Source organism: Christiangramia portivictoriae DSM 23547 (assembly GCF_000423045.1).
In the GTDB taxonomy this organism is placed as follows: Bacteria; Bacteroidota; Bacteroidia; order Flavobacteriales; family Flavobacteriaceae; genus Christiangramia; species Christiangramia portivictoriae.
In genome coordinates this window covers 454,354-467,755 of record NZ_KE383972.1, presented here as the reverse complement: position 1 = coordinate 467,755, position 13,402 = coordinate 454,354, and the positions used below count along the sequence as shown (strand labels likewise).

Below are 13,402 nucleotides of genomic sequence, written 5' to 3'. Positions count from 1 at the left end.
ATGAAAACTGTTGTCGTTACCGGGATGGGCATAGTTTCTGCCATTGGTTCGAGCGTAACGGCTAATCTTCAATCTTTACAAAACAATTCAGACGGGTTGTCAAAACCTGATATTCTGCAAACAGGTCACCAGTTCCCGGTTGGAGAGATCAAAATTACCGATGCCGAATTACTGGAGGAATTAAAACTTACTGCAAGCCTGGGTATTACCCGTGCATCATTACTCGGTATCAAAGCAATCACTGAAATTTTCGAAAATTCTGGAAAACTGGCTGATAATGCAAATACCGCTTTCGTTTCTGGCACCAGTGTTGGTGGCATCGATAAAACCGAGCAGTATTTTGATCTTTTCGATGAGAAAGCAGCTCTAAGACCATATATACAGGCGCAACATCCCGGTTATACTACGCAAAAGATCGCAGAATATTTCGGCATCCAGGGACTGGTCACCACTATTAGTACCGCTTGTTCGTCTTCTGCAAATGCGATCATGACCGGAGCCAGGTTAATTCAGTCGGGCAGGTACAGTAAAGTGATCGTTGGAGGAAGTGACTGTTTGACAAAATTTACGCTGAATGGTTTCAATTCCCTTCGAATACTGTCCGATGAACCGGCGAAGCCTTTTGATAGGGATAGAAACGGACTCAATCTCGGGGAAGCGGCAGCCTATTTATTGCTGGAAGCCGAAGATGCGACTAGCGATCAAAGAATTCTGGCAAAAATTTCCGGAGCCGGGAATGCCAACGATGCGTTTCACCAGACTGCTTCTTCAGAAGATGGAGAGGGAGCCTTTAAAGCCATGAACAAAGCTTTGAAGATGGCAAATATGGAGGCGCAAAATATTGATTATATCAATGCTCATGGCACGGGCACGCAAAACAACGACCTGTCTGAAACCAATGCTTTAAAACGTATTTTTAAGGAAACTGTTCCAAAGTTTAGTTCTACCAAGGGATTTACAGGGCATACCCTGGGAGCTGCAGGAGCTGTAGAGGCTATATTTTCGATCTTATCTATACAGGAACAGCAGGTTTTTGCCAATCTCAATTATCAGAATATAATGGAAGATGGTTTAATTCCTGTCAGGGAGAATCGAAAACATCAGGTAGACCATGTAATGTCAAATTCCTTCGGGTTTGGAGGGAACTGTACTTCATTAATTTTCAGTAAACATGAGTAGTATGTACATTAATGGCATGTCTAATATTTCTGCGCAGCCAGATGACTTTCTTACTTCTGCAGAAATCATAGATATCCAGGGAAATATACTCTCAGCCGTTGTTCGCCCATATAGGGAACTAATCAAACCTATGTTATTGCGCAGAATGTCCAAAGCGGTAAAAATGGGGATTTATACTGCTGTAAAGTCGCTTTCCAGATCTGGTTTGGAATGTCCTGATGCGATCCTGGTAGGCACCGGACAGGGTTGTATGCAGGATACCGAAAAGTTTATGCAGCAGATAGAAGAAAGCAAGGAGCAGTTGCTTACACCAACATCTTTTATACAGTCTACTCATAACACGGTTAGCGGGCAGATCGCACTTTTTCTGAAATGCAATGGATATAACATGACTTATACTCAGAATTCAGTGAGCTTTGAAAGTTGCCTTCTGGATGCTCAAATGCAACTCGAACTGGATGAGGATATTCAAAATGTATTAATTGGAGCAGTGGATGAAACTTCAGAAAAATTTACCGGGTTCCAAAAACTTGACGGGCAGATCAAGGCAGAGACTATCCTAAATAAAGAGCTATTTCCCAGCAGTTCCCCTGGAAGTATTATTTCTGAAAGTGCAGCATTCTTCAGTATTTCCCGGGAAAAAACACCAAGATCACTGGCAAATTGTGTTGGCTCAAAAATTATAAATGAGATTCAATCTTCTGAAATTGAAGAAAAAGTAGTCGAGTTTCTTTCTGAATTCGATTTAAAACCTGAACAGATGGATGCCGTGGTGCTTGGGAATAATGGCGATCACAGGTTTGACGATTATTATCAGATTCTTCAGCAGGGTATTTTCAATAATATTCTACAGCTAAATTATAAATCGCTTACAGGGGAGAACAATTCCATATCGGCAATTGGTTGCGCACTTGCAGTTTCTGTACTTCAGCACCAAAAGATTCCGAAGAAATTTAGGGCAAACTCAAAGTCGGCTTCAAAATTCAGACGAATTCTAATTTATAACCAATATCTTGGTAGAAATCACGGATTCATCTTACTGGAAAGACCTTGAAATATAAAATTCTTCGAACCATCTTTAGCTTCGTGCTTCTTGGCAGTGTTCTGGGAGCTCTAAACGATTACTGGTCGGGATGGTTCGTGTTAGTGGTGGTGGTCATTTATGTGTGCATCATTTTAATATTGTCCACGAATATCCGTTCCAATTTTTTTCAGCATACCCTCCATTCTGGCGGAGGGAAGCAGGGTATAGGACTTAGTTTTGATGACGGGCCACATCCCAATACCCTGAAGATCCTGGATGTTCTTGATGCTTATGAGGTAAAAGCTTTATTTTTCTGTATTGGTAAGAACATTAAGCAGCATCCCGAAATCTACCGTGAAATCATTAAAAGAGGGCATGTTGTTGGAAATCATACATATTCCCATACGCGAAAATTCGGTTTTCTATCCACACGCGCGATTATTGCTGAAATTCAGCAATGCGATCGTATTGCCACTGAAGTATCTGGATTAAGTACAAGGCTGTTTCGGCCGCCTTTTGGTGTGATTAATCCAAAGGTTTCCAGGGCTATTTTGGCAACCGGTCACACCACCGTGGGCTGGAGTGTAAGACCTTATGACGCGATTACCAGTTCACCAGGTAGAATTTATGATCGTATTACCAGGAACCTAAATCAGGGAGATTTAATACTTTTGCACGATAACATTCCGCAAACGGTTGAAGTACTGGAACAGTTATTGGTATTTCTGAGACAGAAAAATTTAGCGGCTATCCGGCCAGATCATTTATTAGATATTGATGCGTATACTTAAATTCATAGTGATACTTTTTAGCTGCCAGCTATTCGCTCAGAATGCGACCTTTTCTACTTCGGAAGCTAAAAACTTTAAAGAATCGGTTTCCAGTAAAGCTGAAACCATTGAGAATCTCCAGGCAGACTTCAGGCAGCTGAAGTATATGAGAACCATGGAAAAAACGGTAGAAAGCGGTGGTCATATATGGTTTGCCAGCCCTGGAAAACTGAAGTGGTCTTATACTGCTCCCTACGATTACCAGCTGTTATTTAAGGATGCAAGTTTATATATTATTGAAGATGGGCAATCCAGAAAAATGAATACAGGCCATAGCGAAATTTTCGCGAAAATGGGTGAATTGGTTTCCGGAAGTTTTAATGGTCGTATTTTGGAAATGGAAAGCCTTTTCAGGACAACTTTTTCCAAAGAAGGAACCATAACCAAAGCAAGTTTAATCCCAAAAGATGAGAATTTAGCTGAAATGTTTTCTGAAATATGGGTGTTCTTTAATGCTGAAAAATATATTGAAAAAGTCAAGCTTTTAGAACCATCAGGCGATTATACCGAAATAAAATTGAGTAATTTTAAAATCAATCAGAACATACCTGCTTCGGTGTTCCAACATAAATAATAGATTTTGAAAAATTTATATACAGTCGTCGATTCTGTTCAAGATGGTGACATCATACAAACAAGTTTGAAAGTAAACGCAGCACACGAAATTTATAAAGGTCATTTTCCGGGTAGACCAGTGACCCCGGGCGTGGTGCTTATGCAGTTGTTCAAGGAGGAAGCCGAAAGAATTTCAGAAGAAAAACTTAGTCTTAAAAGAGCCAGTAATGTAAAGTTTACCGCCGTTTTTGATCCTACGCACAACGATGAACTTGTTCTGGAATCCAATCTGGAAAAAAAAGGTGAATACTACGAGCTTAAAGGGATTGCAAAAAGTGAAGATAAGATCTTTACAAAAATCAATGCGCTTTACGAGGTAAATTAAATTTGTTAGGGAGCAGACAAATACTCTTTATATAAATGATATTTTTGTACCAAAGCCAATAAATTGGGTACACTGCCTATTCTTCAAGAGCGTTTTGATGCGCAAAAATGTTGTGTAATTGTTCCTACTTACAACAATGATCATTCGCTTCATGCTTTTTTAATTGAACTTGCTACTTATACCAGTAACATCATTATTATTAACGATGGATCCACCGATACTACCCATGAGATCCTTCAACAATTTCAACTGGCTAACATTGTTGAACATACGATAAACAGGGGAAAGGGAATTGCTCTTAAAAGCGGTTTCAAAAAAGCAGCTGAGCTTGGATATGATTATGCCATTACCATAGATTCAGATGGGCAGCATTACCCTGCCGACCTGGAGAAATTCCTGTTAGAACTTGAAAAACGACAACCTGGAGACCCAGAACTATTACTGGTAGGCGATCGAAATATGGCGCAGGCAGGTATTCCAGGACAAAGCAGCAAAGGTAATCGATTTTCCAGCTTCTGGTACCTGGTGGTCACCACTCAGGAATTAAAGGATACTCAAAGCGGTTATCGACTGTACCCGGTTTCGCTCGTAAACTCTCTGAAATTGATCACCTGGAAATTTGAACTGGAGATCGAGGTTCTGGTGAAGTCGGCATGGAAAAAGGTGGAAGTGAAGAATATTCCCATTAAAGTGCATTATGATCCTTATGAGCGGGTAACTCATTTCCGGCCATTCTGGGATATTGTACGCATTGTATTGCTGTATATGTATTTCGTACTAGTCAGTTTTTTTTACATACATCCGAGGAATAAATATAAAGAGTTTAAGCAAAAAGGAATAAGCAAATTTTTCAAAGAGGATATATTACGAAACCAGGACTCCCCAAAAAGAAAGGCTGCTGCTATTGCTTTGGGAATATTTGTGGGTATCTCACCATTTTGGGGATTACATACGTTACTTGTGTTTACCCTAGCAGCGCTTTTAGGATTAAATAAGCCTATAGCCTTTTTATTTAGTAATATAAGCATACCGCCTTTTATTCCAATTCTTCTCTACCTGAGTTACCAGATGGGAAGTTTTATTCTAGGTAAAGGTTTAGACTGGCAATTGAACCTGGAAAATTTCAATTCTGGCCAGGATCTTTTTTTAGGACTAACCCAGTATATTGCGGGAAGTATCACCCTGGCCAGCCTTAGTGCCGCTATCATCTGGATTCTGTTTTACGGTCTCTTTTCTGTTCTCAAATCAAAGTAAGCTGCGAATGTCTAGATTGTTTTGTAAACTCTACAATATATTACACAGCAGAAAAAATCTGGCGCTGGTTCTCTCGTTCATTTATCTCGGGTTGATGTCCTTTCTTGCTTCAGGAATCAAGCTGGAAGAAGATATCACTAAACTTGTTCCATCCGGGAGCGATCAGGATCTTGTAAAAACAATTCTGGACGAATCGAAATTTTCAGACAAAATCATATTTCGGGTCAAAGCAAATGAAAATGCAGACCGGGACAGTCTGGTCGCTTATGCCGATGAAATGTCAGAATTTTTAAACTCTGAACTTTCAGAATATGTAACCGATGTAAAAGCTAAGATCCCGAATCAGGACATTAACCAGATCTATAATTTTGTTCAGTCTAATTTGCCGATCTTTCTAAACGATCAGGATTACTCCAAAATAGAGCGTAAAACCCATCCAGACAGTATCGCTGCCAGTATAGAATCTGGTTACAAACAACTAATTTCGCCCACTGGTTTCGTAACCAAGAAATATTTCCTTTCAGATCCATTGAACCTTACCAGTCTTGGTCTGGCTCGCTTGCAGGAATTACAGGTAGGTGATCAATACGTTTTATACGAGAACTATATCATAACGCTGGATCAAAGGAACATCCTTTTTTTCATAGATCCCGTTTATCCAGCTTCAGAATCTAACAGGAATAAAGAATTCACGAGCAAACTGGATCAAAAAATCGAATCGCTTAATAAACATTACGTCAATGTTACTGGAGATTACTTTGGAGGTCTGCGCTATTCGGTAGCCAATGCAGAACAGATTAAAAAAGACATTCGTACCACTGTGATGATTACCGTAGCCATATTGCTTATACTGCTGGTGGTTTATTACAGAAAATTCTATGTTCCGGTTCTGTTATTCGTGCCGGGTCTTTTTGCCGGAATTACGGCTGTTGCGATACTCTACATTGCACAGGGTTCAGTTTCGGCCATAAGCTTAGGAATTGGGGCAATATTACTGGGGATTACACTGGATTATTCTTTGCATATCTTAACTCATCTTCGAAATAGTTCTGATGTAAAAAAGCTATACAGCGAAATCACCAGACCAGTCATTATGAGTAGTCTTACTACGGCAGTTGCATTTTTATGCCTTGTATTTGTAAAAAGTACAGCGCTGCGTGATCTGGGAATTTTTGCAGGTTTAAGTGTACTTTTCTCTTCGATCTTTGCACTCATTCTCATTCCGCTATTATACACTCCAGATACTATCCCATCCAAGACAACCTGGCTAGACAAAATCGCAGGCCTGGATTACTCCCGGTTTAAACCTTTGGTGTACCTGCTTTCAGGATTGTTCTTAGTTTCTCTGCTGTTTTTTACAAAGGTTAGTTTTAATGAAGATCTCTCAGCGCTAAACTACCAGCCTGAAAATATTAAGAAAGTAGAAACTGAACTGGAAGCACTAGCGGGAAGATCGGGAAAGACCATTCTGCTGGTAGCCTATGGGAATTCACTGGATGAGGCGCTTTACAGAAATAATGAACTTTACCAGGACCTTAAAAATTTCGAACAGGAAGGCGATATCAGAAATTTCAGTAGTATTGGAGGAGTTGTGCTTTCCACAGATACCCAGGATTCGCATATCGAACAATGGAATACTTTCTGGACTGTAAAAAGGCAGGATTCACTGAAAAACCAACTCGATGAGATCTCCAGTGATTTCGGATTTAAATCCAATAGTTTCAGCAAATTTGAGGAGGTACTGCAGAAGAATTATTCCAGTATAGGGCTTAAAGAATATCAGCAGGCAGGCTCTTTGTATCTCAACGATTTTATATCCCGGGACGCTAATCTATCCACAGTTACCAGCACTGTCAACCTCGAGCAGGATAAAGTGGAGCGTTTTATGACCTATTTCGAAAATGTACCGGGAGTGGTGGCCCTGGATAGAAAGGCGATCAATCAGAATTTTTTAGGGGATCTTAAAGCCGATTTCAATATATTGATAGCCGCCTCTGTCATCGCGGTTTTTATCATACTTCTGCTGTTCTATCAAAATCTCCTGCTAAGTATCATTACCCTGCTGCCTATAGTGATTACATGGATCTGCGCGTTGGGGATTATGTATTTTTTCGATATTGAATTCAATATTCTAAATATCATCATCTCGAGTTTTATTTTTGGGCTCGGCCTCGACTATAGTATTTTTATAACTAATTCATGTCTCAGGGAATATGAAACAGGAACATCTGAGTTACAGACTTACCAGGCCTCCATCCTTTTATCGGTGATCACAACCTTGCTGGGAATGGGAGCGCTCATTTTTGCAGTTCATCCTGCTCTACGATCTATTTCGATAGTTTCGATCATTGGTGTACTTACGGCTGTTTCAGTAAGTTTTATATTACAGCGTAGTCTATTCAGAAAATTGATCTTTCAGCAGCCTGCATCAATTTCCTTCAGAAGAAATAAAGACAATTCTATTGCTGAAAAGCTCTATCATAAACATGCAATTCTAAAGCATTACCGCTTTCACTCGACTTATTCTGAAGCAAAAGCTGAAATCAGAAAAAACCGGGAAAAGTTTTTAAAGATTTCACGTTATCTTGCTGAAGCAGACGAAGTTCTTGTACTAAATTCAGGAATAGGAATACTGCCATTGTTCCTCAAGAAGAAATATCCTGAAATGGAGGTATATAGCTTTGAGCCTGAAGAATTGCCAAGGATTGGAGCCAGGAATGCATACAGAGCCTGGGAGGAAAAGATTTACATACTGGAAGATCTAAACGATTTTCCATTATTGAAAAATTATGTTATTCAGGGTGAAATTCAGGATTCTGCGCTTTTGAAAGATCTCTCTAAATATGCCGATTCTATGTTGTTTGTTGATACCAAAACCTCAACACGCTGGCTACTGGATCAAAACTTTGAACTTGTTTATCGACAGAACGATATTCTTATTTATCGTAAACTTAGTTAATGAAGAATCATCTTGTACATATTCTAATACTGCTTCTATTTAGTTCCTGCGGAATCAAAAAGTCCATGCAGCACAGGCCAGATCTTAGCGGACTCGAGGCAATCGATACTACAAGAATTAAACATTCAGATAGTCTATATAGTTTAGGCAGGAATCAGCTTTACCAGAATGATCTTGGTGTTTGGGAAATGTATCTGGAAGGCAACGCGCTGGAAAGAGGAGTAGCGCACGGGAGCCTTGGACGCGAACTTATTCACCACCAGGAAAATGCTTTTATGTCCAAGCTGGAAGAAATGGTGCCTTCAGATAATTATCGTGGATTTCTGAAAACCTTCGTAAGCTGGTTTAACCGCAAATTATATCTTCACGTTTCCGAAGAATATAAACAGGAAATCTATGGCGTCTCCAGGTACGGACTGGAAAAATATGATGATTTTGCACCAGGCTATATTCGCATGCTTTATTTTCACGGCGCTCATGATATAGGTCATGCTTTACAGGATCTCATGCTGGTGGGATGTACAAGTTTTGCAGCCTGGGATGGCAAAACCAGTGATGGAGAATTATTAATAGGTAGAAATTTCGATTTTTATGCCGGTGATGATTTTGGAGAACAAAAGATCGCAGCATTTGTGAAACCTGATAATGGGCACCGATTTATGATGTATACCTGGGGCGGGATGATAGGTGCTTTGAGCGGAATGAACATGCAGGGAATCACTGTAACCATCAATGCCGGGAAATCCAGAATGCCGCTGGTTGCAAAAACTCCCATTAGTCTGTTAGCCCGCGAAATTTTACAATATGCGGGATCCATCGAGGAGGCAATAGCCATTGCGAAAAAACGTGATGTGTTTGTTTCAGAATCTATTATGATTGGAAGTGGTGAGGAAAAAAGAACAGTTTTAATCGAAGTCTCTCCTGGTAACTTTGGAGTGTATGAAGTAGAGAATCGTGACCAACTTGTTTGCAGCAATCATTTTCAAAGCGCAGCCTATAGTACAGATAAGAATAATAAGCTGACTCGCGAGGAAAGTCATACGCAGTACAGGTTCGACCGTATGCAGCAATTACTTGATCAGGAAAAGAAATTGAATCCGGAAACCGCTGTACAAATTTTAAGAGATAGACAGGGACAGGATGGAAGTTCCATTGGTATGGGAAATGAAAAAGCCATCAATCAGCTTCTGGCACATCATGGGATCGTTTTCAAACCTTCTGAAAGAAAAGTCTGGGTGAGTTCAAATCCTTACCAGATGGGTGAATTTATACATTATGATCTCAAACAGGTATTCTCAAAATTTAAGAACGGTCCTGTGAAAAGTTCTGTAGCTACAAAAGAGCTGAATATTGCTAAAAGTGATTTTCTTCAGACTAAACAATACCAGGATTACGAAGCTTTCAGAAAACTGGAGAGTGAAGTGAAACGAGCAATTAACGGTGGCAGCTCTGTGACAAAGGCCAAGGCCCGGAAATTGATAAAGCTTAATCCTAATTTTTGGGAAGCATGGTATCTAGCTGGAAAGATATACTATGATCAGGAAGAATATAAAAAGGCGTTGATCCACTTTAAACAGGCCAGGAAAAGAGAAATCACCACGGTTCCAGATTTGAAAGAAGTGGAAAAAATGATTAGAAAATCCAGCAGAAAAATTTAAATAAGTAATTGTGCAAAAGAAGGATCAAAGTATGCATTGGCAGGAACTTCAGCAACAATTAAAGTATGCTTTGGAAAATTCCAGGTTCTATCAGGATGTTTTTAAGAAGCAGGCTTTATACCTTGAGGCAATGAGCTCATATAAGGATTTTAGAAAAATACCGGTGACTACCAAAGAACAGCTTCAGCAACAAAACTGTGATTTCATAGCTGTTCCTCAGGAAGAAATTATCGATCATGTAACCACCAGTGGGACTCTTGGTAAACCTGTTTCATTTTATTTGAACGAGCATGACCTGAACAGGCTTGCCATGAATGAGGCTGCTTCATTCAAACTTGCCGGGATTACTAAGCTTGACAAAGTATTAATCACCACAACACTGGATCGAAGATTTATGGCTGGAATGGCTTATTTTCTGGGCCTTAGAAAACTGGGCGCAGGAGCGATAAGAACAGGAGGCGGGCTGCCAGCCTTACAGTGGGAAAGTGTTTTCAGGTTCAAACCAACTTATATCATCGCAGTTCCATCCTTTTTACTGAAGCTGATTCAGTATGCACAAGAGAATGGGATCGATTATCAAAATTGCTCTATTCAAGCGGCAATTTGTATTGGTGAGCCACTAAGGACTTCAGATTTTAAGCTGAATAGTCTCGGAAAAAAGATCTCTTCTCTCTGGGATATCAAGTTGTTTTCAACCTATGCCTCTACAGAGATGGCAACTGCATTTACTGAATGTGAACACCATCAGGGCAATCACGTCCAGGAAGATCTCATATACACTGAAATCCTTGATCAGGATGGCAATCATGTGGCTGAAGGTGAAGTAGGGGAATTAGTAGTCACGCCTTTAAAGGTGAAAACGATGCCTCTTATTCGATTTGCAACAGGCGATATGCTAACTTATACAGATCAAACCTGCGCTTGCGGAAGAAATGGAAGAAGATTGGGTTCTGTTATTGGCAGAAGGCAGCAAAAAATAAAGCTAAAAGGCGTTAGCCTGTACCCACAGCATATTATTGAAATTTTGAATGAATTCAACGGGCTCCAAAATTTCATTATCGAAGTTTCCCTCGACCAAATTGGCGGCGATACACTACAGATCTTAATACCGGAAAGTTTTAGTGAACTCGATGTTCTGAAGAAACATTTAAAAGCAGGCCTAAATGTGACTCCCGAAATTATTTCAAAAGATTCTAAAGAACTTCAGCAGTTAAAATTTCCTGCAGGTAGTAGAAAGCCTAAGATCTTTTACGACCTACGCTAGTTGGGCCTTTTTGCAGAAGATCACGATCTTCTCGTCGTCAGGATTTGTGGTAAAGAAAATGTAAACACTTCCACCGTCCTGTATTCTGTATTTTTTACGGATATTTTCTACTGAAACTGGGAAATTTCTCGTAGTAACATTGGCTTTTGTATTTTTCAATTTTTTCTTTAGGTCCTTATCACTATATCTCTTAATATCAGTTATTTGAAATATCCTTCCAGGAAACTCTTTCCGCAATATTTCTGAAGTGTATAAATGGGAATTAAGATGAAGCTTTGGAACTTTGAAAGAGTTACTTATTTCAGTAAATAAACCACTTTTCATGATCGCGGCATTCGGCTCATATAGATACTTTAATGGCTGCGAAAGCACTGCACCCAGGGTTTTGATTCCTGTGTCGTAACCAAACTTCTGCAGCTTCTTACCCTGGAAATTGATGGTTGTGAGTTCTGGATCGGCATTCCAGTCTTTTTCAATGAGCCAGATCACTTCTTTTACTTCATTATTTACAGCTACAACGTGGATCTCTTTTACAGAATGTAGTTCACGCAATCCGGCTTTAATATCAAGTATGGGCGAAGTTTTCAGTAGTATGCGATGTGACTTTTCCAGCAAAAAATCAAGATGTTCAGGGATATCAGGTAAACAGTCAGAGAGTTGGTAGACTTTAGAGCCACGTTCATCTCTTCTCGCAGGATCTGCATAGATGCAGTCAAATTTCTGTTCAGTATCTTTTAATAGCTGGATGCTATTCCCATGTTGAACATTAATGTTGGTAGCTTCCAGTTCCTTGAAGTTATGGGCAGCAATTTCAGAGAGATCTCTATTCATCTCGTAATACTGAAAACTTTCAAATCGTTTTGACAGAAAATAGGTATCTATACCCAAACCACCGGTAAGATCGGCTCCGGAGTCGCCTTTTACCAGGCTTGCTTTGTATTCAGCTGTAATTTGTGATGAAGTCTGTTCCAGGTTAAGTTTTGGCGGATACAGTATACGCTGTTTATGGAAAAGCAGCGGAAACTTTTTTTCTGCAACACGTCTTCCTTTTATTTGCGTTGCAAGTTCCTGTATGCTAATTTGAGAAAATGGACTGCCTTTCAAAATCAATTCAGGCAGATCTTTTTGTTGATTTTCCCTGATAAATGACCGTACCTCCTCGTCCAAAAGGGCCTTGTTTAGCATCAGCTTTACAGGTCTCGGGTTAATCGTTTCACGATCTTGTATTCACTCAAAGATTCCTTGGCGATTACTTTTAACGCCGTATAAAATGGAACCGCGACCACCATCCCTGCGATCCCGAACAAAAGGCCGGCGATGAGAATGATAAGGAATATTTCTAAAGGATGAGATTTTACACTGGCGCCAAAGATCATAGGTTGCGAAATAAAATTGTCTATTAATTGACAAATCGCATATCCCATCATTACGTAGATCAATCTGGGGAGAATAATACTGCTGAAATCTGCTCCAAGAAAACTGGAAATAACGAATAAAGCCATTAAAATTCCGGCTAAAAGCGGTCCAAGGTAAGGAACAAGATTCAGGAACGCACAAATAAACGCGATCGCAATGGGGTTATTAATCTCAAAAACACTTAGCAGAATAGAATAGAGGAAAAACAAAACGGCAATTTGCATTGTTAACCCTACAAAATAGCGACTTAATAATACCTTGATCTTATTAAAAACTCTTTGAAACTTCTTCTCATCACCACGATTTGCAAATACCAGAATACTGTTCAGCATTAATTTGGAATCCTTCAGAAAGAAAAAGGAAATAAAGATGATCGAAAACACGGCGACCAGGGTAGTTCCTAAAATCCCGAAAACATTGTTCAGAAATTCCGGAATGAGGGCAACATCAAAGTTTCTTACAAATTCACTTCTTTTTAAACCTTCGATTAAATTTAATTCGTTTACGCCCAGGTAATTATTAACCTGATCATTCAGATCGTTAAGGTCGCTTTTAAAAGCTTCTACATCGATTTGTCCCAGATATTTACTTTGTTCAATGATTATGGGAACAAAAACAAAAATGATACCCACAAATATCGATAAGACCAGCAGTAATACTATGATCACGGCAATCTGGTTGGGGAGTTTGAGTTTATTCCGAAGAAAAATAACGACGGGTCGCCCCACTAAAGCAATAATTCCGGCAATGGCGATATATACGATCACCGATTGGATTTCCCATAGAAAATAAAGCGCCAGGACGATACCTATCATGATACCCACTGCCCTTAAAATACCGTTCGCGAATTCTTTTGCTTTCACAGCGTAAATATATTA

The 13,402-nt window shown here is 39.7% G+C and carries 11 protein-coding genes; 9 read left to right on the top strand and 2 right to left on the bottom strand.

The features are described from left to right. The 9 genes from G529_RS0114725 (at window position 1) to flxY (ending at window position 11,108) form a co-directional block, all read left to right on the top strand. Complete coding sequence (locus tag G529_RS0114725; protein WP_026916259.1) at window positions 1-1,179, top strand: beta-ketoacyl-[acyl-carrier-protein] synthase family protein; 1,179 nt, start codon at window positions 1-3, stop codon at window positions 1,177-1,179. After that, complete coding sequence (locus tag G529_RS0114720) at window positions 1,172-2,233, top strand: beta-ketoacyl synthase chain length factor (RefSeq protein ID WP_026916258.1); 1,062 nt, start codon at window positions 1,172-1,174, stop codon at window positions 2,231-2,233. The genes G529_RS0114725 and G529_RS0114720 overlap by 8 nt, the downstream gene beginning before the upstream one ends. Beyond that, the gene (locus G529_RS0114715; protein WP_026916257.1) at window positions 2,230-2,994 is read left to right on the top strand and encodes a polysaccharide deacetylase family protein; all 765 of its coding nucleotides are present in this window, start codon (window positions 2,230-2,232) and stop codon (window positions 2,992-2,994) included. Before G529_RS0114720 ends, G529_RS0114715 begins: the two co-directional genes overlap by 4 nt. After that, window positions 2,981-3,607 (top strand): flexirubin biosynthesis/transport protein LolA2, encoded by a 627-nt coding sequence (gene lolA2, locus G529_RS0114710; RefSeq protein ID WP_026916256.1) that lies wholly within the window; start codon window positions 2,981-2,983, stop codon window positions 3,605-3,607. The genes G529_RS0114715 and lolA2 overlap by 14 nt, the downstream gene beginning before the upstream one ends. Window positions 3,608-3,613: 6 nt before the next feature. Further along, window positions 3,614-3,973 carry an ApeI family dehydratase gene (locus G529_RS0114705; RefSeq protein WP_245566941.1) on the top strand — a complete coding sequence of 120 codons (360 nt, stop codon included), beginning with the start codon at window positions 3,614-3,616 and terminating at the stop codon, window positions 3,971-3,973. A 63-nt stretch (window positions 3,974-4,036) separates the two neighbouring features. Further along, the gene (locus G529_RS0114700) at window positions 4,037-5,227 is read left to right on the top strand and encodes a DUF2062 domain-containing protein (protein ID WP_084509797.1); all 1,191 of its coding nucleotides are present in this window, start codon (window positions 4,037-4,039) and stop codon (window positions 5,225-5,227) included. 7 nt (window positions 5,228-5,234) lie between these two features. Beyond that, on the top strand, window positions 5,235-8,186 hold the full coding sequence (locus G529_RS0114695; RefSeq protein ID WP_026916253.1) for an MMPL family transporter: 2,952 nt from the start codon (window positions 5,235-5,237) through the stop codon (window positions 8,184-8,186). Beyond that, a complete protein-coding gene (locus tag G529_RS0114690) occupies window positions 8,186-9,844 on the top strand; it encodes an acyl-CoA--6-aminopenicillanic acid acyl-transferase (RefSeq protein ID WP_026916252.1) in 1,659 nt (552 codons plus the stop codon). Before G529_RS0114695 ends, G529_RS0114690 begins: the two co-directional genes overlap by 1 nt. Window positions 9,845-9,854: 10 nt before the next feature. Then, complete coding sequence (gene flxY, locus G529_RS0114685) at window positions 9,855-11,108, top strand: flexirubin biosynthesis putative acyl-CoA ligase FlxY (RefSeq protein WP_245566940.1); 1,254 nt, start codon at window positions 9,855-9,857, stop codon at window positions 11,106-11,108. On the opposite strand, the gene G529_RS0114680 is transcribed toward flxY, so the two are convergent. Together G529_RS0114680 and G529_RS0114675 are read right to left on the bottom strand one after the other, a co-directional pair. Further along, window positions 11,100-12,275 carry a class I SAM-dependent methyltransferase gene (locus G529_RS0114680; RefSeq protein WP_245566939.1) on the bottom strand — a complete coding sequence of 392 codons (1,176 nt, stop codon included), beginning with the start codon at window positions 12,273-12,275 and terminating at the stop codon, window positions 11,100-11,102. The two genes, flxY and G529_RS0114680, sit on opposite strands and share 9 nt — an antisense overlap. Window positions 12,276-12,298: 23 nt before the next feature. Beyond that, complete coding sequence (locus G529_RS0114675) at window positions 12,299-13,387, bottom strand: AI-2E family transporter (protein WP_026916249.1); 1,089 nt, start codon at window positions 13,385-13,387, stop codon at window positions 12,299-12,301. Between the last annotated feature and the right edge of the window lie 15 nt (window positions 13,388-13,402).